The sequence below is a fragment of the Pelotomaculum schinkii genome (genome assembly GCF_004369205.1).
Classification (GTDB): Bacteria; Bacillota; Desulfotomaculia; order Desulfotomaculales; family Pelotomaculaceae; genus Pelotomaculum_C; species Pelotomaculum_C schinkii.
In genome coordinates, this window is record NZ_QFGA01000003.1 from 329,605 (window position 1) to 350,377 (window position 20,773).

General features: G+C 46.4%; 25 protein-coding genes and 1 pseudogene. 24 read left to right on the top strand and 2 right to left on the bottom strand.

Going from position 1 to position 20,773, the window contains the following annotated elements; genetic code table 11:
* The first annotated feature begins 7 nt into the window (after positions 1-7).
* The 8 genes and pseudogenes from ppsA (at position 8) to istA (ending at position 7,566) form a co-directional block, all read left to right on the top strand.
* Entirely contained in the window at positions 8-2,629 is a 2,622-nt protein-coding gene (gene ppsA, locus Psch_RS17790; protein WP_190259151.1) for a phosphoenolpyruvate synthase, read from the top strand.
* A 5-nt stretch (positions 2,630-2,634) separates the two neighbouring features.
* Positions 2,635-3,906, top strand: a complete 1,272-nt coding sequence (locus tag Psch_RS17795) for an MFS transporter (protein ID WP_190259152.1) — start codon at positions 2,635-2,637, stop codon at positions 3,904-3,906.
* 222 nt (positions 3,907-4,128) lie between these two features.
* Positions 4,129-4,248: pseudogene (locus Psch_RS17800) on the top strand (transposase); the annotation flags it as partial.
* A gap of 155 nt (positions 4,249-4,403) precedes the next feature.
* Positions 4,404-4,691 carry a type II toxin-antitoxin system Phd/YefM family antitoxin gene (locus tag Psch_RS17805; protein WP_190259153.1) on the top strand — a complete coding sequence of 96 codons (288 nt, stop codon included), beginning with the start codon at positions 4,404-4,406 and terminating at the stop codon, positions 4,689-4,691.
* 7 nt (positions 4,692-4,698) lie between these two features.
* The gene (locus Psch_RS17810) at positions 4,699-4,989 is read left to right on the top strand and encodes a type II toxin-antitoxin system RelE/ParE family toxin (RefSeq protein ID WP_206663793.1); all 291 of its coding nucleotides are present in this window, start codon (positions 4,699-4,701) and stop codon (positions 4,987-4,989) included.
* A gap of 219 nt (positions 4,990-5,208) precedes the next feature.
* Positions 5,209-5,424 (top strand): helix-turn-helix transcriptional regulator, encoded by a 216-nt coding sequence (locus Psch_RS17815; protein WP_134217931.1) that lies wholly within the window; start codon positions 5,209-5,211, stop codon positions 5,422-5,424.
* On the top strand, positions 5,411-5,851 hold the full coding sequence (locus Psch_RS17820) for a hypothetical protein (protein WP_190259154.1): 441 nt from the start codon (positions 5,411-5,413) through the stop codon (positions 5,849-5,851). The genes Psch_RS17815 and Psch_RS17820 overlap by 14 nt, the downstream gene beginning before the upstream one ends.
* 128 nt (positions 5,852-5,979) lie before the next feature.
* Positions 5,980-7,566 carry an IS21 family transposase gene (istA, locus tag Psch_RS17825; protein ID WP_190259155.1) on the top strand — a complete coding sequence of 529 codons (1,587 nt, stop codon included), beginning with the start codon at positions 5,980-5,982 and terminating at the stop codon, positions 7,564-7,566.
* A gap of 348 nt (positions 7,567-7,914) precedes the next feature.
* On the opposite strand, the gene Psch_RS17830 is transcribed toward istA, so the two are convergent.
* Positions 7,915-9,195, bottom strand: a complete 1,281-nt coding sequence (locus tag Psch_RS17830; protein WP_190259097.1) for an IS110 family RNA-guided transposase — start codon at positions 9,193-9,195, stop codon at positions 7,915-7,917.
* Positions 9,196-9,366: 171 nt separating this feature from the next.
* Between Psch_RS17830 and istB the strand changes: the two genes are divergently transcribed.
* The 8 genes from istB to Psch_RS17870 all read left to right on the top strand — a co-directional run bounded on the left by istB (position 9,367) and on the right by Psch_RS17870 (position 14,441).
* The gene (istB, locus tag Psch_RS17835; protein ID WP_134220419.1) at positions 9,367-10,113 is read left to right on the top strand and encodes an IS21-like element helper ATPase IstB; all 747 of its coding nucleotides are present in this window, start codon (positions 9,367-9,369) and stop codon (positions 10,111-10,113) included.
* Positions 10,114-10,523: 410 nt separating this feature from the next.
* Positions 10,524-10,673, top strand: a complete 150-nt coding sequence (locus Psch_RS17840) for a cysteine-rich KTR domain-containing protein (RefSeq protein ID WP_190259156.1) — start codon at positions 10,524-10,526, stop codon at positions 10,671-10,673.
* A gap of 185 nt (positions 10,674-10,858) precedes the next feature.
* Positions 10,859-11,218: a BlaI/MecI/CopY family transcriptional regulator gene (locus tag Psch_RS17845; protein ID WP_190259157.1), complete on the top strand. Its 360-nt coding sequence runs from the start codon at positions 10,859-10,861 to the stop codon at positions 11,216-11,218.
* A gap of 10 nt (positions 11,219-11,228) precedes the next feature.
* Positions 11,229-12,686, top strand: a complete 1,458-nt coding sequence (locus Psch_RS17850) for a M56 family metallopeptidase (RefSeq protein ID WP_190259158.1) — start codon at positions 11,229-11,231, stop codon at positions 12,684-12,686.
* Positions 12,687-12,862: 176 nt separating this feature from the next.
* Entirely contained in the window at positions 12,863-13,153 is a 291-nt protein-coding gene (locus tag Psch_RS17855) for a type II toxin-antitoxin system Phd/YefM family antitoxin (protein ID WP_190259159.1), read from the top strand.
* Positions 13,131-13,448, top strand: coding sequence for a type II toxin-antitoxin system RelE/ParE family toxin (locus Psch_RS17860; protein WP_190259160.1), 318 nt, complete (start codon positions 13,131-13,133; stop codon positions 13,446-13,448). The genes Psch_RS17855 and Psch_RS17860 overlap by 23 nt, the downstream gene beginning before the upstream one ends.
* 70 nt (positions 13,449-13,518) lie before the next feature.
* Entirely contained in the window at positions 13,519-13,689 is a 171-nt protein-coding gene (locus tag Psch_RS17865) for a GNAT family N-acetyltransferase (RefSeq protein WP_190259354.1), read from the top strand.
* Positions 13,690-13,757: 68 nt separating this feature from the next.
* Positions 13,758-14,441: a nucleotidyltransferase domain-containing protein gene (locus Psch_RS17870; protein ID WP_190259161.1), complete on the top strand. Its 684-nt coding sequence runs from the start codon at positions 13,758-13,760 to the stop codon at positions 14,439-14,441.
* A 61-nt stretch (positions 14,442-14,502) separates the two neighbouring features.
* On the opposite strand, the gene Psch_RS17875 is transcribed toward Psch_RS17870, so the two are convergent.
* Entirely contained in the window at positions 14,503-14,949 is a 447-nt protein-coding gene (locus Psch_RS17875; protein ID WP_190259162.1) for a DUF4829 domain-containing protein, read from the bottom strand.
* Between the two features lie 389 nt (positions 14,950-15,338).
* On the opposite strand from Psch_RS17875, the gene Psch_RS17880 reads away from it, so the two are divergent.
* From Psch_RS17880 to Psch_RS17915, 8 genes are all read left to right on the top strand, one after another.
* Positions 15,339-15,536, top strand: coding sequence for a type II toxin-antitoxin system RelE/ParE family toxin (locus Psch_RS17880; protein WP_243124228.1), 198 nt, complete (start codon positions 15,339-15,341; stop codon positions 15,534-15,536).
* On the top strand, positions 15,529-15,813 hold the full coding sequence (locus Psch_RS17885; protein ID WP_190259164.1) for a helix-turn-helix transcriptional regulator: 285 nt from the start codon (positions 15,529-15,531) through the stop codon (positions 15,811-15,813). Before Psch_RS17880 ends, Psch_RS17885 begins: the two co-directional genes overlap by 8 nt.
* 264 nt (positions 15,814-16,077) lie before the next feature.
* Positions 16,078-16,773 carry a response regulator transcription factor gene (locus Psch_RS17890; protein ID WP_190259165.1) on the top strand — a complete coding sequence of 232 codons (696 nt, stop codon included), beginning with the start codon at positions 16,078-16,080 and terminating at the stop codon, positions 16,771-16,773.
* 3 nt (positions 16,774-16,776) lie between these two features.
* A complete protein-coding gene (locus tag Psch_RS17895) occupies positions 16,777-17,700 on the top strand; it encodes a sensor histidine kinase (RefSeq protein ID WP_427910120.1) in 924 nt (307 codons plus the stop codon).
* A gap of 148 nt (positions 17,701-17,848) precedes the next feature.
* The gene (locus Psch_RS17900; protein ID WP_282432483.1) at positions 17,849-18,772 is read left to right on the top strand and encodes an ABC transporter ATP-binding protein; all 924 of its coding nucleotides are present in this window, start codon (positions 17,849-17,851) and stop codon (positions 18,770-18,772) included.
* The gene (locus Psch_RS17905) at positions 18,756-19,547 is read left to right on the top strand and encodes an ABC transporter permease (RefSeq protein WP_243124206.1); all 792 of its coding nucleotides are present in this window, start codon (positions 18,756-18,758) and stop codon (positions 19,545-19,547) included. The genes Psch_RS17900 and Psch_RS17905 overlap by 17 nt, the downstream gene beginning before the upstream one ends.
* A 15-nt stretch (positions 19,548-19,562) precedes the next feature.
* The gene (locus tag Psch_RS17910) at positions 19,563-20,387 is read left to right on the top strand and encodes an ABC transporter permease (RefSeq protein ID WP_243124208.1); all 825 of its coding nucleotides are present in this window, start codon (positions 19,563-19,565) and stop codon (positions 20,385-20,387) included.
* Positions 20,388-20,417: 30 nt separating this feature from the next.
* Positions 20,418-20,666, top strand: a complete 249-nt coding sequence (locus Psch_RS17915) for a hypothetical protein (protein WP_190259168.1) — start codon at positions 20,418-20,420, stop codon at positions 20,664-20,666.
* Positions 20,667-20,773 lie beyond the last annotated feature (107 nt).

The window sequence follows — 20,773 nt, forward strand, 5'->3', positions numbered from 1 at the left end:
AAAACAGATGAATGCTTACGTACTTGATTTTAAGGATATAGATAAAACAAAGCTGATTGCGGTCGGGGGTAAAGGCGCTAATTTGGGTGAATTGTCAAGAATAAGCGGGATACAGGTGCCGGAAGGATTCTGTGTTACCACTGAAGCCTATAAACAAATCATCGTGCCTAACCGGGAGTTTAACGCATGGCTTGATCAATTAGCCGGTCTAAAAGTGGATGATCAGAAAAGAATCAGCGAAATTAGCGCAAAGATCCGCAAAGTTATTGAAGAAACAACCATCCCTGGTGATATAGAGGAAGAAATAACCCGTCGCCTCACAAAGCTGGGCGAAAAAAATGCCTATGCCGTGCGTTCCAGCGCCACAGCCGAGGATTTGCCCACCGCTTCCTTCGCAGGTCAGCAGGATACTTATTTGAATATCATTGGGGAAGCGGCCATACTGGAGCATATCCGCAAGTGCTGGGCTTCTTTATTTACAGACCGGGCAGTCGTCTACCGCATGCAAAACGCGTACGGCCACAGCAAGGTTTACTTGTCTGTCGTCATCCAGAGAATGGTCTTTCCGGAGGCGGCGGGCATTATGTTTACCGCCGATCCGGTTACCGCCAACAGGAAAGTGTTGTCTATAGATGCCAGCTTTGGGCTTGGCGAAGCGCTGGTCTCCGGTTTGGTCAATGCAGATATCTATAAGGTGCGGGAAGGAAAGATCATCGATAAAAAAATTTCTACCAAGAAACTGGCCATCTATGCCTTGAAAGAAGGGGGGACGGAGGAAAAGAAGATAGAAACCGAACGTCAGAACAAGCAGACGTTGACAGACGACCGGATTTTGCAGCTGGAAAAAATGGGCAGGACAATTGAAGCCTATTTTGGCCGCCCGCAGGACATAGAATGGTGCCTCTCTGAAGATAAAATCTATATTGTTCAAAGCCGCCCCATTACCACCCTGTATCCTGCGCCGGAAAATAAAGATGGGAAAAATCATGTTTATTTTTCCTTCGCTCACCGGCAGATGATGACTGAGGCGATGCGGCCGTTGGGTTACAGTTTCTTTCAGGATTTTTTCAAATTGATTTCCGGATCGGCGATGATTGAGATTGGGGGAAGATTGTATATCGATATATCCCGCGAGCTTAGATCGCCCCTGGTAAGCAAGTCTTTTGTCAAAGGTTTGGCAGCCGTCGATGTGCTGATGCAGAAGGCCTTTATTAATTTAATGAAACGCCGGGATTATGTCAAAACACTATACCGGGGAAAATCAGCGATGATAGGGGCTTCGGTATGGTTGAGATGGGGTATTGAAACCATCAAAGCCTACCGCAAAAACGATCATGCCATCGTCAAAGATTTGATGGCCCGACATGAGGCGCTAATGCGTCAGAGAGAACAAAAAATTGCAGGTTTATCCGGAGAGGAGCTTTTTACTTTTATACGCAAAGACTACGGGAACTTAAAGGATGCCGTCTTTGCAGGTTACGGCGTAGTTTTTGCAGGCGCCTACGCCTCTTCCTGGCTCAATAAAAACATCAAAAAATGGCTGGGCGAAAAAAATGCGGCCGATACGCTTGCCCAATCGGTCCCCGATAATGTCACTTCCGAAATGGGACTTGCGCTTTTGGACGTAGCGGACGTCGTCAGAAAGTATCCAGCCGTGACGGCGTATTTTGAACAGGCCGGTGATGAAACCTTTTTTGAAGATCTGGCCAAACTGGAAGGCGGTCAAGCGGTAAGTGACGCGATACGGGCCTATCTGAAAAAGTACGGCATGCGTTGTTCCGCCGAAATCGATATAACCAGCCCCCGCTGGAACGAGAAGCCAACCATACTCATCCCAATGATCCTATCGAACATCAAAGCTTTTGAGCCGGGCGCCCATACCAGGAAATTCGAACAGGGACTGCAGGAAGCCAGGAAGAAGGAACAGGACATTTTGCGGCGCCTGGAGCAGCTGCCCGGCGGAAAGCGCAAAGCGAAAAAGACCAGGAAAGTTATCAGCGTTTTGCGCAATTACGCGGGGTTCAGAGAATACAACAAGTATATCATGGTCTGGTATCTTTGGACGATTAAAGAAGCCCTGCTGAAGGAAGCCGACAGGCTGGCGCAAAAGGGAGTAATAAAAGACCGGGAGGATATCTATTATCTGACTTTTGACGAACTCAGGGAAGCCGTTAAATCCAATAAGGTGGATTACCAAATCATCATAAAGAGAAAAGAAGAATATGCGATTTTTGCCAAGCTGACGCCGCCGCGGGTGATAACCTCGGACGGTGAGGTGATATCCGGCGAATATGACACAGGAAGCATCCCCCGGGGGGCTTTGGCCGGAGTGGCTGTTTCTTCCGGCGTCGTAGAGGGCAGGGCCCGGGTTATATTGAAAATGGAGGATGCCAATGTAGAAGAGGGAGATATTTTGGTTACATCATTCACCGACCCAAGCTGGACTCCGGTGTTTGTATCCATTAAGGGGCTGGTTACGGAGGTTGGCGGGATGATGACCCATGGCGCCGTTGTGGCAAGGGAATACGGTTTACCCGCGGTAGTCAGCGTGGAAAATGCCACCAAGCTGATCAAGGATGGACAGAGAATAAGGATCAACGGAACAGAAGGCTATGTGGAAATTCTGTAGGTGCGATGATGAAAAAAGACCGGAAAAGGATCAATACAAATCTTCTGCTGTTGCTCTTCGGCAGAATGGTTTCCGATACAGGGACAGGTATCCAAATGGTGATCATGCCGCTGTATATTATCGACGCAGGCGGCTCCGCGGCAACCGTGGGGCTGTTTTCCTTCCTGTCTTTAATGCCGACCCTTCTGGCATATCCGTTTGCCGGAGTATGGGGAGACAGGCTGAATCGTAAAATGATCATGGCGGCAACAGACATTGCCAGCGCAATTGTCATACTGGGGTTGGCCTTTGCTTCCTATGGTGGCAGGATGAATTTGATTCTGCTGCTCGCTGTTCAGGTCATTGTAGCCCTCTTGTACGGTTTTTTTGATCCGGCGACGAAAGGGATGCTGCCGCGGCTGGTATCCGAGGAAGAGCTGACCCGGGCCAACGCCATCTTAGCTTCGCTGCGGACCTTGTCCGGCGTGCTGAGCCCTGTAATCGGCGCCGCGCTGTACACGGGCCTGGGGGTTGCTGCAGTGTTCCTGATCAACGGTATTTCATTCCTGATCTCGGGAAGCTGCTCTGTGCTGATTCGGTATCAGCATACCCGGCGGGAGTTCAAGCTGCAGGAAAAGGGGTTTTGGACCGATTTGGCGGAGGGCGCCAGGTTTATTCTTGGCAACCGGGCGATCCGCAGGTTTTGTACCTTTTTCCTGGTCATCTATGCGTTGATCCAGCCTGTGTTTACCGTTGTACTGCCCTTGTTTTTCCGAAGCCGCCTGCATTACACCGACACCTGGTATGGTTATCTGCAAATGGCAATTTTATTGGGGGCGCTGCTTGGAAGTGTTTTGGTCGGCGTGGTGTTTGGTAAAGAGAAGAAGGCAACAACCTCTCTTTTTATCGGCTGCTTCCTGCAGATAGTCACGACGACAGCATTTGCAATTTTACTGTTTCCCCGTAGCCTGTCGCTGCTTGGAAACGATACGGTTTTATACTTTGTCCTGCTGGCGGCGGTGCTCAGTTTTTTAGGCGCCGCGCTCATGTTTGTCAATGTACCGGTACAGACTTTCGTCCAAAAAGCAACGCCCAACGAATACATGTCCAGGGTTTTTTCCATTGTCGGGATGATTTCCAAAGGCGGTATGCCCTTCGGCGCCTTAATTTATGGGTTTGCTCTTAATAAAATTGAAGTGCATTGGACAGTATTGGCAGCAGATTTACTGATGGTGTTCATTTCAGTTATATTTCTGGCCCCGCTTCTGAAAGCGCGAGACAATACGGCACGACAATGATTTGCAATATCCTGGATGAAAGTCTGCCGATGCCATGAATCCCGCTCCGCTTGAATTAATATCACCGTGGATAGTATCCACTGGGATTTTTTTGTATAACGAAAACCACCTGCTATGCAGGTGGTTCCAAAAAGCTTTAGCTATGAGTAGAAAAATCTACCTCTCTTTGGTAAAATAGTGCAGGTTTAGCCAGCCGCACTAACAAAGGAGGTAGATATCCAAATGGATACAGAAAGTTTAGCACACACGCAATGGAATTGTAAATACCACATAGTGTTTGCACCAAAATATAGGAGGCAGGTGATATATCACAAAATCAAAAGTGATATAGGGAAAATATTAAGTCTAAGAATACATAGATATGTGTCTCCTTTACAATACAATTTTCGGTTTATTATAGCATCTTAATGTCAGGATTTCAAATTGTAAACATAAAGTGTCCCTTGACTTAATATCATAATTATGATAAAGTTTTGATAATGAAGGGAGGTATTACCATGCCTCAGATCAGGCCAATCTCCGATCTTCGGAATAACTTTACCGAAATTTCCCGCATCGTCCATGAAGGCAAGGAGCCGGTTTTCCTGACGAAGAACGGCTACGGCGACATGGTGGTTATGAGCATTGAGCAGTACGAAGCCCTCCAGACGGCAAAGCGCATTGATTCCGCGTTATTGGAGGCGCAGCAGCAGGCCGAGTCCGACCCTACCCGCCTGGAATTTGACGAGGTTTCCGCCTCGCTGCGCAACAGGCTTGCGGAAAAGGTGGGCCAAACCAATACGTAAGGTGGTCATGCTGCCCGTCGCAGCACAAGACCTTGCGGACTTTGTGGAATATCTTGCGCAGTTTTACGAAAGCACCGCGCTGCGTCAATATGACCGTATTGTTGAAAAGATCAAGGAGTTGCCCCGTTTTCCCGAAAAGTACGAGGCTTATAGTGCGGGGCAATACCGGCTGGCATACCGCAGAATGCCGGTGGCCAGCTATCTTGTCTTCTATGTCGTGCTGGAGGATACGATTGAAATCCACCGTGTTCTGCACGGCAGCCGGGACATCAAGCGGCACCTGGATACCGGCATATAGGCGATCTTATCTGATTGATGACCACCAAGACGGGGCGAGGTGGCGAGTGTGTAAAAAAGAGCGGCTGTTCAACTTTGGACAGCCGCTATCTATATTAAGCTAATTATTTACATCTGATTAAAACTTGAAAAATGTAAAGGAACCTTGACAAATCTATTTCTATGCGCTACAATAAAAATGTAAAGGAACCTTGTCATAATGTTGGGGGGGGGTGCTTTCTTGGAAAACAAGGTCGAACAGTTGAGAAAGGAGCGAGGGCTGAATCAAGAAGATTTTGCAAAAGCAATTCGCGTTTCAAGGCAAACTGTCAGTTCTATTGAGAATGGAAAATATAATCCGTCTTTGCAACTGGCGTTCATCATATCGGATTTTTTTGAAAAGCCCATAGAAGAGATTTTTATATATGAAAGGAGTAAAACGAATGAAGAAAAATAACCTTTTAGTAGGCATACTGTATATATTATGTGGTGCCATTTTCCTCATTATAGCGTTGCTGTTTGATATAAGATTGAATAGCTTATTATTTGGATTTTCAGGTGCCTTTATTGGGCCTGGGATTATAATGATAAGCAAATATTTTTATTGGACTGCACCCAAAAACAGAAACAGATATGCTGAGCGATTAGAAAATGAAAACATAGAGTTACATGACGAACGAAAAGAAAAATTAAGGGATAAATCGGGAAGATATGCTTATGTACTAGGCTTAGCGATTACTGGTTTTTCTATAGTGCTTTTTTCAATATTAGGAAAGTTGGAAGTAATTACAAACTCTAAACTAATGATTTTGTATTTAGGAGGGTATTTTGTTTTTCAGTATATTGTGAATATGCCGGGTCAAACTGAACAGTTTGACCGCTGAGATTGAACAGTGTCTCCGTTTGAAACTGGACACCCTTTCCGGCAAAGTTGAACACCGGATATGACCTTTCTGCTAAATTGAATTTATGCATCTGAAAGGTGCAAATAAATTCAAGGAGGGTCATAGAGATGACCAGTTACAAAGAGATTCTGCGGCTACATAGCCTCGGAATCAACAACAGCCGCATTGCGTCTGGATGCGGATGCTCTCGAACCACGGTTATTAACGTGCTTCAAAGAGCAAAGGATCAAGGGCTAAGTTGGCAGACAGTGGCCGAAATGTCCGACAAGGAGTTGTCACAGCGCCTTTTTTCTTCGGAGAGCGCTAAGCCCGCGTACAAAATGCCGAATTACGACTACATCCATCGTGAGATGGCGAAAAGCGGTGTGACCTTAACTCTGTTATGGCTTGAATACTGCGACCAGTGTCGCGAATCCGGGCAAGTACCGTACAAGTCGACCCAGTTCAACAAATATTACGCTGACTATGTGAAAAGCACCAAGGCAACCATGCACATTCACCGTAAGCCTGGGGAAATCATGGAGGTAGACTGGGCGGGACAAACCGCCAGGATCATCGACACAGACACGGGAGAGATTATCCAAGCCTATGTGTTTGTGGCTGCCCTGCCATACAGCGGCTATGCCTATGTGGAAGCCTTCCTTTCACAAAATCAGGAGAGCTGGATTACCGCCCATATCAACGCCTATCGCTTCTTCGGTGGAATCACTCGCATTATGGTACCGGACAACTTAAAAACCGGCGTGGAGAAGGTGACGAAAGGCGAAGCAGTTATTAACAAGACCTATCAGGAGATGGCTGAACATTATGGTACAGCGGTTATTCCATGCAGAGTTAGGGCTCCCAAAGATAAACCCACGGTAGAAGGATCGGTCGGCATCATCTCAACATGGATACTCGCTGCTCTGCGTAATCAGCAGTTTTTATCGTTACGAGAGCTGAATGCTGCCATTCGGGAAAAGCTAATGGTTTTTCTAGAGAAACCTTTTCAGAAGAAGAACGGGAGCAGAGCCACCTTGTTCGATGAGGAAAAACCCTTCTTGCTGCCGTTGCCCTTAAAGCCATTTGAATTGGCGACCTGGAAGATTGCCACTGTTCAATACAATTACCATATCAGTGTGGAGACCCAGAAGTATTCGGTGCCGTTTGAATACATCAAGCAGAAAGTTGATGTCAGGATTACCCGCAATGTGATTGAGGTCTTCTTCCAAGGCAATCGCATTTGTTCTCATCCCCGGCTCTATGGTAGGAGCAATCAATACAGCACCCTGGAAGCCCATATGCCACCAGATCATCAAAAATATGTGTCTTGGAACGGCGACCGCTTTAAATCCTGGGCAGCCAAAATCGGTGAGAATACAAGCGCTGTCATTAACCTGTTTTTAGGAAGTCACAAAGTCGAGCAGCAGGGCTACAAGGCTTGTATGGCTCTTTTGAAACTGGCCGACAAATATTCGGTGGAGCGCCTTGAATCGGCCTGCACCAAAGCATTGTCCTACACTGTACAGCCTAGCTTGAAGAGCGTTCAGGCCATCTTAAAATCCGGTCAGGACAAGCTGCCGAAAGAAACCCCGGGCCATTCCTCCCTTAATAGTCTTCGGTTATCTTTAAATATCTCCGCTTTTCTTAGATTTTCACTTTTTATTCGGATAGCCTATCTCTTGTTATTTACATCAATGTGTAATTATGGATGATGATGTTTAACTTTCACCAAGGCCGCATGTTTTTTTGTATCAAGGCCAGTGGGATTCCACATCGTCTCCTGGCAGCAAACCTCCCACATCTTCCTGGGTCTTCGCCCTAAATACCTTCGTCCTGCCTATCCAAGAGGTGGAACGTCAGTCATGCTCCTAGACCGGGTCTATGCCCTAATGGAATAATTCAACCTGACTGTCCCGGGCTCTCCGTTTTCAAAGTGCGATAAAAACCTGTAGATAACTATTGGGGGCAGTCACATCTTCGTCTGAATGGCCGCGGCTAATTCCACTACGATGATGTGCTTTCGTTAATCTGTATCGTTTATCAGGATGTTCTCAGCGTTTTCATGCGGCTATTTTAACCGGCTGTTGAATATCGCCCATCATCTTCTCAGGATTGTAGTCAACACCCTTGCTCAGAATGGTGTAGAATACCCGGATGAGTTTGCCGCAGAGGGCGATAATGGATTGCATCTTGTTTAGCGGGTTTTTTTCCCTTGTTAGATTGCGTTGGTGTAGTTCCTGGAACTCCGGGTTTTTACCCAGGATGGCAATCATGGCCATGAACAGCCCATGCCTTAATCGCTTCCGCCCCCGGTGACTGATAGTGGTCTTTCCTTTGTGTTTGCCGGAGCTGTTCTCAACCAGGTTACAACCAGCCAGTTTTTGTATCTGGCGAGGGTGTTCGAACCTGTGGATATCACCGGTTTCGCCGACAAAGGTTGTGGCTGTAACCAAGCCCACTCCCTTGATTTTCAGAAGTTTGGCTGCATTCGGCACCTGAAGCAGTAGTTCCAACATTAGTTGTTCTAAGCGTTCATGTTGTGCATGGTACAATTCATATTCTGCAAGCAGGTTCTGCAGGCTGGCATCCGAAGCTACATGGCCGGTGGTTCTGCCAATGCTGTTGGACGCTGCTTTTACCAGCGCTTGCGCTCTTTTTATGCCTACGGAACGTTTCACAACTGTCCTCCATGTGGCCAGTATTTTGTCTGCGCCCGCTTCCAAAACCTTTGCTGGTGTCGGGAATATTTTAAGTGTCAGCAGTGCTGTTTTTCCTGTCCATTTCTTAAAAACCCCTGCAAACTCTGGAAACCGGATATCCAGCCAGCGAACAACCCTGTTGTGAGTAGCATTTAACCGCTCTTGAAGCCGTTCCCGTTCAGCCACCGCTTCCCGCAGTTCCTGATAGATGTCGTCGGGTATGTACACATCCCGGTAACGCCCGTCTTTTACTAACATGGCGATGGTTTTCGGATCCTTTCGGTCATTCTTGGTAGGGCTGTTGTCATCCAGTTCCTTGGTTCGTTTGACATGGAAAGGGTTGACTATTGCAAGTTTATGACCCTTGCGCTTTAGGTGGTCCCCCAATGAGAACCAGTAATGTCCAGTGGGCTCAAAACCGGCGATGACTTCGGTCTTTTCTTGCTGCTTGCAGATGTCCCGCATCCATCGGTCAAGGTGTTGAAATCCTTCCGCCGTGTTGCTAAATATCAGCAGCTTGGCCAGTTCAATCCCTCTGTAATCAAAGGCTCTTGCATAATGGGTTTCTTTTCCAATATCGATTCCGACCACCAAGGTTTCAATTTTTATTTGCGAAATTTTCTCGTTTTGTGTACGCTTCATATAGAGGCGCCTCCTCAATTTGGTTTTGTGCCTTTCTTGGCTGGATCAGCACAATACCATTTTATTGGTGAGCGTCTCTTTTTTCAAAGACCGTTTCTAATGATTACAGGTATGCTCCTCTGAGTTTGGACTCACACGAGGAGCCGATTACTACAGCAGGAGGGATGGAAAATGCTAAACGATTCAACCGTAGCCAAGCTTCACGAAATGAAGCTTAGTGTCATGGCTGCAGCATTCCGGGAACAGCTCAAAAACGCAAACTTGTCTGACATGGCTTTTGAAGAACGCTTCGGTCTGCTGATCGATGCCGAATGGGCAGCCCGTAAAAACAATCGGCTGTCGCGCTTGATCAAAAACGCGGGTTTTGCCTTCAATGACGCTTGTATTGAGAACATTGAGTATCATGACGATCGCAAACTCGACAAAGCTCAAATCATCCGCTTGGCTAGCTGTAACTACATCCAAGAAGCCCATAACATCATAATCCTTGGAGCCACGGGTAGCGGAAAAACCTACCTCTCAAATGCTTTTGGCATGGCTGCCAGCCGAAACTTTTACACGGTTAAATATGTACGGCTTCCCGATCTGCTGGGTGAATTGGCCATTGCACGCGGTGAGGGGACATACCGCAAGGTCATCAAAGCTTACAAACAGGTAAAGCTGCTCATTTTGGATGAATGGCTTCTGTTTCCGCTCAAGGAAAGCGAAGCCCGCGATCTGCTTGAGATCGTAGAATCTCGTTACAAAAAAGCTTCTACCATATTCTGTTCCCAGTTTGAGATCGGCGGTTGGTATCATAAAATTGGCGAACCGACACTGGCCGATGCCATTTCAGATCGCATTGTGCATGATTCCTACACCATTTTTATCGACGGTAAAAACTCTATGCGGGAGCGCAAGGGTATTGCCAACAGATAATTCAAAACAGCCTTACGGCTATTGAGGGCTCTGCCCTCAAACTCCCGAGGTTTATCGCTTAGTTTTCCAAAGAGAGTGATGTTATGTTGCTTTTAACAAAAAAAGAGCGACGCTCACCGGCATCACTCTCCCCGCAAAACTCTTAAGCCGCTCGGGTCACTCCTCAGTGTTGCCCTATCCTGCTTAAAAGTAAAAGCAGTTTGAGTATACCATGTGATCCTTTAGTTATCAATGTACAGCCACTACGGAATGATTGTTCAATTTAAACGGTCTTAGTGTTCAACTTCGGCGGTCTAGGTGTTTTTTCTTAGCGGAATATACATATTGCTGGCGTCATTATATTTAGGCATCTTAACAATAAGTATTGAAACTATATTAAATGGATTTCTATGCACGAAAAAGGTGGCGTGATGGAGAAAATTATTTGGGTATTATGTACTGTTTGCAATAATAAAATAAGATTAAAAATCAGAAAAGACACTATACTTGAGAATTTTCCTCTATTTTATCCAAAGTGCAAGCAGGAAACTTTAATCACTGTAAGACAATTAAATATATGATACCTATGGGCAATTTATAAGTATAACCATGTTGGAATTTATGCTCAGACGGTTACATTATGGATGCTTCATCCTCAAAAAAATATTTTCAAATACTACCGCGATAGTCTTGACATGTGCAGACTATCGCGGTAGTATTTAATTATGGGGAAACTATTGCAATAGTCCACAAAGGAGATGTGCGCATGGGAATAAAACTTTTCGATTCCGAACTAAAGGTGATGGATGTCTTATGGAAGGGAGGACCTTTAACCGCCAAGCGGCTTACCGAAATCCTCAAAGAACAGGTGGGATGGAACAAGAACACCACCTACACTGTGATTAAAAAATGTATCGCCAAGGGGGCCATAGAACGGCTGGAACCCAATTTCTTGTGCCGGGCTGTCATCTCAAAAGAACAGGTGCAGGAACAGGAAACCACGGAACTGATCAACAAGGTATTTGACGGCTCTGCCGATTTACTTTTCGCTTCTCTTCTGAACACTAAAACCCTGTCTGTGGAAGAGATCGAAAGGCTGAAGCAGCTTGTCAATAATTTGAAATGAGGCGGCGAATATGGATATTTGGCAAATGAGCCTTTCTGGGGCTGTCCTCATTAGCGCCGTTGTTATCGTCCGTGCGCTTACCCTGCACAAACTGCCGAAAAAGACGTTTCTTGTTCTGTGGGGCGTAGTGATTTGCCGCTTGCTCATTCCCTTTTCCATTCCGTCGCGTTTCAGCTTTTACACGAGTATCGACATGCTGAAACGGGCAGTTACGGAAACGACGGCTTTCACTGCTCCTGTAAAAACGACGGGCATCCCCAATATGGGCGTTGCTCCCGATCTGGAGCATACCATTGGGATTGGCGCGCCAGTCGTATCCGTTTTGCCCGTTACGGTCATTTGGCTGGCTGGCATGTGCGCCTGTGCCTTGTTTCTCATCGTGGCCTATATCAAATGCCGCCGGGAATTTCAAACCGCCCTGCCAGTCACGAATAACTTTGCAGCCCATTGGCTGCGGGAACATCTGATGCGGCGGACTGTCCAGATAAAGCAATCCGATAAAATCAAAGCGCCGCTGACCTATGGGATCTTCCGACCCGTGGTGTTATTGCCCAAAACAACAGACTGGACGGACGAAACAAGGCTGCGGCATATCCTTACCCATGAATTTGTGCATATCAAGCGGTTTGACGCGCTGACCAAGCTATTGCTGGCATCCGCTTTATGCATCCACTGGTTCAACCCTCTGGTGTGGCTAATGTATGTGCTGGCAAACCGTGACCTTGAGCTGTCCTGCGATGAAACCGTGGTGCAGACGTTCGGGGAAACCATGAAATCAGCTTACGCTATGACGCTCATCGGCCTGGAGGAAAGGAAGAACAGGCTACCCCCCTTGTGCAACAATTTCAGCCAAAACGTTATGGAAGAAAGGATTGTGTCGATTATGAAAATGAAGAAAACTTCCCTGATCGGAATGATACTGACCCTTGCTTTGATTATTGGCGTGCCCGCTGTATTTGCTACCTCTGCCAATACGGCAGGACAAACGGATGACCAGGACCCTTCCGTTCGTCGGCTTGTGCTCCTTAGAGCTGCTAATATAGATGACCAAACTGCCAGGGCCATGTCTGGTCAAGCCACAATGTCAATATTTGATCAAGCAACTGGGAAAGACAGGATCAGCTGGGACGAAGGGAAAACTTGGATGACCGTGGAGTGGTATAGCTATGACGAATACAAAACATGGCTGGAACAGGAAAAGGAAAACCTGCAAGCGGTTGTAGATTACGAACAGTCTTTGACTGGCGAAAAGGGCCGGCCGGTCTCTGGCGACCGGTTTGTGTGGAACCAGGGATTAATGGATGAGGTCGTCCGTGAATACGAACGGGTTTTGCGGGATATTAAAAACGGGGCGCTGGTCACAAAGTCAATTGATGGGCGCGATGTTGATGCGAGCATGCTGGACGATGACGATGATGTTATGATGACATTTGCAATCGAAAACAGCGGTTTCAAACGCACCTGGTGAGTCATAGCTGATATAGGCTATCTGTTTGTGTGGATGGTTTATTTCCTGAACTATTTGAAAATAGCATTAGGGATAAGATGGCCGCAGGAAATTGAAAGGTTCTAACCAAAGCAGTTGATTCCATAGCATGAGAGAACTATAATATGGTTAGAATTTTACTACAAGGAGTTGATACCATGCAGATTAAACCGTCCGCAAGCATCCGGCAGAACTACAATGAGATAGCGGATTTGTGCAGGTCTACAGGTGAGCCGGTGTATCTTACCAAAAACGGCGAGGGTGATCTCGTGGTGATGGATATAGAAGCGTTTACCCGCCGTGAAAAAATGTTAAAGCTGCGGGAAGAACTGCTGGCCGTCGAGGAAGACCGTCTGGCTGGACGCGCCGGAACAACGCCGGATGAACTGGACAGCTATCTGGACAGCATTATTGATGAGGTGGAACATGGAAAAGAAGCCCCAGTATAAGGTGATTGTTTCCGATCGCGCCCGCCAAATGCTGGCGGGTCATGTCCGTTTTCTGGCGCAGAAAAGTCCCACCGCCGCCCGCAAAATCAAAAACGACCTGATGGACGCCATCCGTTCCCTGCACCAAATGCCGGAGCGTTTTCCGTTTCTGGAGGCCGAGTTTATTCCGCCAAACAAATACCACAAGATGTTCGTTGAGAAATGGTATCTCATTTTATACCAAGTTAAGGATCAGACGGTATACGTTGACTACATCATGGATTGCAGGCAGGATTATGGCTGGCTGGTACGGTAGGCTTTGCTATGTAACATAAATGCAATTAATAGCCGGTAAACTTATTTCACTTAATCTCATGTCCTAAGGAATTGGGCGAAAATTATTTGAAGCGGTTTTAAGAAACAGCACCTCAGAAATGATCACTGTCCATTCCTCTCCTTATGCAAGAGAGATTTATCATAAATTAGGATTTACAGATACCGATGTGGAACAAACAAAGGATGGTATACGATACATACCAATGAAGCACCAAAAATGAGCATGATGAGAAGCGTACAAATTGCAGTTTGACAGCGGGATTATGAAACCAACACAAAGGAGTAAAGAATGGATTTTAATATAAACACTTGGATGAAAGGATACTTGGACGAGTTGAAAGCTCTGTTCGGTTCTCGTCTGCTGTTTGTCGGGCTTCAGGGAAGTTATGGTCGGGGTGAAGCAACAGACAGCAGCGACATTGATGCGGTTGTCATACTGGATCAGGCGACTCCGGGAGATCTGAAAGCATATGGCGCTATGCTGGACACGCTTCCGAACCGGGAGAAAGTTTGTGGATTTATCTCCGGCCGGCAGGAGCTACTAAATTGGGAACGCTCTGATCTGTTCCAGTTCTATCATGATACCACCCCGGTTTTCGGTAGTATTGATTTTCTGCTGCCACTGATCGGTAAGGAGGATATTCACCGTGCAATCCGGACCGGGGCCTGCAACATCTACCATATGTGTGGCCACAACATGGTGCATAAGAAAGATGCGGAGATATTGAAGACCCTTTATAAATCAGCCGCCTTTACCGTGCAGGCAGTCTATTACGACCAAACGAGAACCTACATAAAGCAAAAGGCCGAGCTTATCCCCGTGCTGCAACCACAGGAACGGGAGATTTTGCAGACCGGCATTACGCTCAAGAAGCAACCGAATTTGGTGCAGGCTGAGTTTGAACGGCTTTCTGAACTGCTTTTCAATTGGGCAGCAGGGTTGATTATTAAGTACAAGACTGAGTTAAATTGAGCAAAGGAGAAAGTTATGTTTGGAGCTGGTTGGCTGAATTTAGGAAGTCTTTTTATTATATTTAAACACCCCAATCATCGATTAACCAGTCTGATCCCTCTTTTTCTTTTATAACAAAATAATACCATGAGTAATCTCCATTGCTAAACCCAGAACCATAACCACCTTTATAGTTTACTTCAAAATTAACTTTAAAAACCTTAACTTGAAATGGTTTAATCACACTACCTCTACCGTTAGACATGTATGCATCTTTCATTTTTTCAGATTTATCTTCTTCAATACTAATCAATTTAAAATACTCTAGTTTTTCAAATTCCCATGTTACCCCTTTTTTTGCATGTGTTACGGTTTTCTCTAGTTTTTCAGTATCTTTTTCATTGATATATTTAAAATGATTTTTTATAACGTCTTCAGCAGTTAAACTACTTACTGCTTGTTCATTTACCCTGGCACAGCCTACCAAAGTTAGTATTATTACGATAAATACAACAATTTTGCTTTTCATGATTTCTCCTTTCTGTATATCAATAGTACTCGCTAAACTGTTCAATGTATGTGAGTTACATGTTAATAATTTCTATGTGAGCTAAAGTATTCCTCTTTTATTTATATTCCGGCAGTAAAAACTGCCCAAATTGTTGCACATCACAAAGATCTAATACACAAACCAACTGGAAATTAAATCAGTCGGAGCAACACGATAATCCGAATACCCGAAAAGTAGACCGGGCTTTTTCGGTCGGTAAAGCATTGCAGCTTTGACGCAAAGGAGGTGTTTTTGACTGATCTGAAAACGATTTTGGCCATCGCGCTTTGCCTTGTGATTATCAGCGGAGCGGCATATCTGCACAGGAGAAGCATGGACCGGAATTAAGGGAACCTTACGTTAAGCCGATAAAAGGCAAAGGCCTTTTTGAACTGAGAATCAAATTCGCGTCGGATATCAGCAGGATATTTTATTTCACATATTGCCAGAAGACTTTTGTACTGCTTCATGGTTTCACCAAAAAAACCGAAAAGACGCCGCAAAGAGAAATTGAACGGGCACTGCGTTATAAAGAAGATTATGAAAGAAGGTGTAATAATGAGTAAAGCAGGAGCAAAGTTTTCCGAAGTGAAAGAGCTTTTAATGAAGGACGAAGAATTCAAGGCGGAATACGAAAAGCTGAAACCGCGCTATGATGTGATTTCGCAAATCATTGAAGCGCGAACCAGCCAAAATATTACCCAGGAAGAACTGGCTCTTCGGGTTGGGACCCAGAAATCCAATATCAGCCGCCTGGAAAGCGGAACCTACAATCCATCCCTGGACTTTCTGTCGAAAGTTGCCCGCTCCCTTGGCAAAGAGGTGCAGGTTATATTGAAATAAATATTATGAAAGTCACAAAGAACCGCGTGATGGCACAGATGGCAGTAAAAAAGGCACTGAGAGATCAGCGCCTTTTTCTATGATGATAAAAGGGAAATGTTAGTAATAAGTACTGTAATTCGTTGATTCAGAGAAAGAAGTATAATATGATTAGATTGTCATTATAAGGAAATCTTTGAGTTATCAATATAAAGTAAAAGTAAAGGAAAATGCTAGAATAGACTCAGATTTTGTCTTTTCAATTTTATATTTGGAGGGAAAAACATGTTAAATAGAGTTTTAATCATAGACGATGATAAAGAGCTGTGTGCTTTGATAAAGCAAAGCGTAGCGGCTGAAAATATAGATTCGGATCACTGCTATTCTGGCGCGGACGGGCTGTCCATGCTTGAAAAAAATGATTATCAACTCGTCCTTTTAGATGTGATGATGCCGGGGATGGACGGCTTTGAGACCATGGAGAAAATACGGAAGAAAAGCAGCGTTCCCATCCTGATGCTGACCTCCAAAAATGACAGCACATCAAAGGTTCACGGGCTACGCTCCGGCGCGGACGACTATCTGACAAAACCCTTTAATACGGAGGAACTGATCGCCCGCGTACTTTCTCTGATCCGCCGGTATACCCGTTTCAACCTGGCTGGAGATCATTCGCAGCCGCTGACTTATCAGGGGCTGACCATAGACATGGACAGCCGGAGCGTCACCACGCAAAACGGGATATTTGAACTGCCGCCGAAGGAATTCGATCTGCTGCTGTTCTGCGCGAAAAATCAGGGGAAGATTTTGACGAAGCAGCAGATTTACGAGGAAGTTTGGGGCGAGCCTTACGTTTACGATGACAGCAACATCATGGCGATCATCAGCCGGCTCCGCAAAAAGATCGAACCCGATTCCGGCGCACCCTATTATATCCAGACGGTAAAGGGAATCGGCTACCGCTTCAACAAGGAGGTATAGGCCGTGATTCTCGACGTGACATTAGGCGTATTGCTTTGCCTTGCCCTTCTGTTCGGTGCGATCTGCATGGGAAAGCTTCTCGGCGTCAAGCGGCAGCTCAAAGACATGACGGATGCTCTCAACGACATTGAAGCTGGAAACGGAAACCGGAGAATCCTTGCCACAGGCAATGAGCTGACCGCCGACCTATCCTATAAAATGAATGAAATTGTTTACCGTTACGAGGAACAGCTTTCAGGGCTCAGGGCGGCGGATGAAACCAACCGCCAACTCATGACCAGCCTCTCCCATGATGTGCGGACGCCGCTCACTACCCTGATCGGATATCTGGAAGCGGCGCACAGAGGCGTTGTCACAGGGAAAGAGCGCGAGGACTATCTGGAAATCGCCAGACGCAAGGCCCATGACCTGAAGGACTATATCGACGTCCTGTTTGACTGGTTCAAGCTCAATTCCAGTGAATTCACCTTGTCCATCGAGCGGGTGGAGCTTGCGGAGCTGACGCGGAATATCCTGAAAGACTGGATACCCATCTTTGAAGAAAATCATCTGGACTACGAAATCGAAATTCCGGAAAAACCGCTGTATGCGAAAGTGGACCTGGACGGATATGCCCGCATCGTCAACAATCTGGTCCAGAACGTCATCGCTCACAGCAAAGCCACGCAGATCAGAATTGAAGTAACGCAAAATGAAAAGGAAATTGAAATCCGTATCGCGGACAACGGGATCGGAATCGAGAAAGCGGATTTGCCGCACATCTTTGAGCGGCTGTATAAATGCGATAAAGGGCGCTCCGATAAGGGAAGCGGATTGGGGCTGTCAATTGTCCGGCAAATGGTTGAAAAAATGGACGGCAGGATCACCGTCCAAAGCGAACCAAATCAATATACGGTTTTTACCGTCTGTTTCCCATCAAGGAATTGAGAAAATCCCTGTCCGCGGGCAGGGATTTCTTTTTGCCAAAATTGCAAGGTTAATGCAAGGTTAATGCAAGGTTAATGCAAGGTTCCGGCAAGGTTAATGCAAGCTTGGCATGTTACACTGGTTTCAGCAAGAAAAGGAGGTTCTAAGTTTGAGTGATTTCATGATTGAAACCAAAAATCTTACCAAACAATTCGGTGAGCAAAAAAGTGTCGCGGGCCTCAATATCCATGTGAAAAGAGGCCGTATCTACGGCCTGCTTGGGCGGAATGGAGCCGGAAAAACCACGACGATGAAAATGCTGCTGAACCTGACGCGGCCCACTTCCGGAGAGGTTTATATTTTCGGTAAGAACATTCAGGGAAACGAAAAGAAAATCCTGCCCCGCATCGGCAGTTTAATTGAAGCGCCGGGATTTTACCCGAATCTGACAGGCACGGAAAACCTAAAAATCTTTGCCCAGCTCAGAGGCGTTTCCCGGCGTGACGCCGTTCAAAGCGCGTTGGATGTTGTCGGACTGCCATACGGCGATAAGAAACTGTTTTCTCAATACTCGCTTGGCATGAAGCAACGCTTGGCTATCGCCCTTGCTATCATGCACGACCCGGAACTGCTGATTTTGGACGAACCGATCAATGGGCTTGACCCGATTGGCATAGCCGAAGTCCGTTCTTTTATCCGGGAATTGTGCGACGCAAGAGGGAAAACCATTCTGATTTCAAGCCATATCCTTTCGGAAATTTCGCTCTTGGCCGACGACATCGGCATCATCGACCACGGCGTACTGCTGGAGGAAGAAAGCCTTGCCGAGTTGGAAGAAAAAAACGGAAAATATATTCATTTCGTCGTTTCTGACACAGCGCAGGCAGCCAGAATCTTGGAGAGGAACTTTGGAGCGAAAAACTTTACGGTGGAGAACGACCACAGTTTGCGCCTGTACGATGGCAATCTGTCGGTGGCCGCGCTGAACCGCGCTTTTATTGAAAACGGATTGGAGGTAGCCGAGGCTTATACCTCTGAGGATACCCTGGAGGATTATTTCAAGCGCATAACCGGGGGTGAGGGCATTGCGTAATCTGCTTCTCTGCGAATTTAAGAAATTTAAGCGAAAGAAAAATTTTTTTCTTGCGCTGCTGGCCGCTTTTGTTTTCCCTGTCTTGGGTTCGGCTTTGGTTGCGGGGCGTCCGAGCGCGGATTTCGCCGGCATGATCAGCTTCGCTCGTGAGGAGAGCAACTTTCTACTCCTGATGCCGCTGCTGATTATCCTGGCGGCCAACCTGTTTTTTTCTGAGCATTATAATGATACGCTCAAAAACCTGCTTTGCATCCCCGTATCGAAAAATCGGCTGGTTTTTGTGAAGCTGCTGGTACTGCTGATCTTTTCCGTCGTATTCCAGATTGTTGGATTTGCGATCAGCACGGGAATGACTGTTTTGTATCATATTCCGCTGACAGATTTCTCTCTGCAATTTGTCTTAACGGCGGCGACGGGGATATTGATATGGGCGGCTGCGCTTCCCTGCATTGTGCTGGTCATCTGGTTCAATAAAAGCTACATTCTTTCCGTAATCATTGTGTTCTTTTATACGCTCCTGAATTATGCCATGCATTTCAGCGACGCGATTCTGATGCAGCCTTTGGGGTTCAATGCCGGGACGCTCATGCCGATCCCCATGATTTTCCGCTGGCTGTACCAGTTCAATATTCCGGTTGGTGAAATTCAGACGGCGTTCTACAATCGTTTTAGCCCATATTTTGCGTCTACCTCGGCATGCTTTGTCGTACTGCTGATCGAAGCGGCGGTTTGCGCTCTTTTGATGATTTGCATCTACCGGCGCAGAGAAATATGAAGGAGAGGGGGTCCTATGATGCTGCGCATTATAAAGACCGAATTTGAGAAATTAAAGCGGTTCCATATCCTGCTGGTCGGCCTGATCGGGATGGCTTTTCCCGCAATCCTGTCCGTATTTACGCAGGCGGTTGTCATGGAGGAAGCCAAAGTACAGAATTTTGATTTTGCGGCCCTGTTCAACAGTTCCATCTGGAACAGCGTTACGATTTTCATGCCCGTGATTTTTACGCTGATCGGCGGCTATCTGATCAACAGAGAATATACGGATAATACCTTGAAAAGCATCTTGCCGGTCCCGGTGACATTTCGGCGTCTTTTGTTCGGAAAGCTGATTGCAATGGGGCTTTTAAGTGTATTGTTCGGGTTTTACAGCTTTGCGGTCACACTGATTGTCGGGCTTCTGTCGGGCGTACCGGGCTTGAGCGTTGCCGTTCTCATCAAAAGCCTTTTGCAAATGGTAGGGATTGCAGCCTGCACATATATTGCGATTCTGCCTATTATTGCATTTACAAGCAAGATGCCGGGGGCCTTTATGGGCGGAGTAATTGTATCCTTTATCCTTGGATATTGCGCCATGTTTATCAAGAACGCCCTTGGGTGCAGCCTGTACCCGATCCTGGCGGGATTTACCGTTATCAGGTTCGATACAGGTACATTCATGAACACTTCCGAACCGGCAAATTTGATGCTGTCCTTCCTGTCATTGGCGGTGATGCTTTTGCTCGCGGTGACGATCGTGATGCTGACAAATCCGCCGCAAGCGGCTTCAGAGAATCAAAAGCATAAAAAGCATAAAAAGTCGAATCTTTTCCTCCGGCCGGGGCAAAGGAGCCGATGATTTTTATACAAGGAAAGGTTGGTGATTTCAGTGAAAAGGCTACTCTTTATGGCCGCAGCGGTTGTCCTCTTGGCTATGGGGATTCTTACGGGCTGTTCAAAAGATGAAATTCTCGGCGCATACAATCACGCCGTCCAAGCGGCCGGTGACGCGCAATTGACCGGCAACTGGTCTTTGGAGGGAAAAAGAAAATATGGCGTGGATCACTATACAGGCACCTATACTGCCGATTATGAGAATTTTTCAGGAACAGAGTATATGGGACTATTGCGGTCATGAAGTTACCTACACACATCACACGTTAAGATATATAAGCTCCTGCGCCCGATTGGTTTTTATCCAGTCGGGCTTTTTTGCGTTTTCTGGAAAATTATTTTTCACTTTTT

What these genes read in the sequence shown, in the direction of transcription:
- Psch_RS17885 (WP_190259164.1), top strand. Translation starts at nt 15,529, where the DNA reads ATGAGTAAAGCAGGAGCAAAGTTTTCCGAAGTGAAAGAGCTTTTAATG.
- Psch_RS17845 (WP_190259157.1), top strand. Translation starts at nt 10,859, where the DNA reads ATGGGAATAAAACTTTTCGATTCCGAACTAAAGGTGATGGATGTCTTA.
- Psch_RS17810 (WP_206663793.1), top strand. Translation starts at nt 4,699, where the DNA reads ATGCTGCCCGTCGCAGCACAAGACCTTGCGGACTTTGTGGAATATCTT.
- istA (WP_190259155.1), top strand. Translation starts at nt 5,980, where the DNA reads ATGACCAGTTACAAAGAGATTCTGCGGCTACATAGCCTCGGAATCAAC.
- istB (WP_134220419.1), top strand. Translation starts at nt 9,367, where the DNA reads ATGCTAAACGATTCAACCGTAGCCAAGCTTCACGAAATGAAGCTTAGT.
- Psch_RS17795 (WP_190259152.1), top strand. Translation starts at nt 2,635, where the DNA reads ATGATGAAAAAAGACCGGAAAAGGATCAATACAAATCTTCTGCTGTTG.
- Psch_RS17820 (WP_190259154.1), top strand. Translation starts at nt 5,411, where the DNA reads ATGAAGAAAAATAACCTTTTAGTAGGCATACTGTATATATTATGTGGT.
- Psch_RS17875 (WP_190259162.1), bottom strand. Translation starts at nt 14,949, where the DNA reads ATGAAAAGCAAAATTGTTGTATTTATCGTAATAATACTAACTTTGGTA.
- Psch_RS17910 (WP_243124208.1), top strand. Translation starts at nt 19,563, where the DNA reads ATGATGCTGCGCATTATAAAGACCGAATTTGAGAAATTAAAGCGGTTC.
- Psch_RS17890 (WP_190259165.1), top strand. Translation starts at nt 16,078, where the DNA reads ATGTTAAATAGAGTTTTAATCATAGACGATGATAAAGAGCTGTGTGCT.
- Psch_RS17870 (WP_190259161.1), top strand. Translation starts at nt 13,758, where the DNA reads ATGGATTTTAATATAAACACTTGGATGAAAGGATACTTGGACGAGTTG.
- Psch_RS17840 (WP_190259156.1), top strand. Translation starts at nt 10,524, where the DNA reads ATGGAGAAAATTATTTGGGTATTATGTACTGTTTGCAATAATAAAATA.
- Psch_RS17855 (WP_190259159.1), top strand. Translation starts at nt 12,863, where the DNA reads ATGCAGATTAAACCGTCCGCAAGCATCCGGCAGAACTACAATGAGATA.
- ppsA (WP_190259151.1), top strand. Translation starts at nt 8, where the DNA reads ATGAATGCTTACGTACTTGATTTTAAGGATATAGATAAAACAAAGCTG.
- Psch_RS17860 (WP_190259160.1), top strand. Translation starts at nt 13,131, where the DNA reads ATGGAAAAGAAGCCCCAGTATAAGGTGATTGTTTCCGATCGCGCCCGC.
- Psch_RS17850 (WP_190259158.1), top strand. Translation starts at nt 11,229, where the DNA reads ATGGATATTTGGCAAATGAGCCTTTCTGGGGCTGTCCTCATTAGCGCC.
- Psch_RS17830 (WP_190259097.1), bottom strand. Translation starts at nt 9,195, where the DNA reads ATGAAGCGTACACAAAACGAGAAAATTTCGCAAATAAAAATTGAAACC.
- Psch_RS17805 (WP_190259153.1), top strand. Translation starts at nt 4,404, where the DNA reads ATGCCTCAGATCAGGCCAATCTCCGATCTTCGGAATAACTTTACCGAA.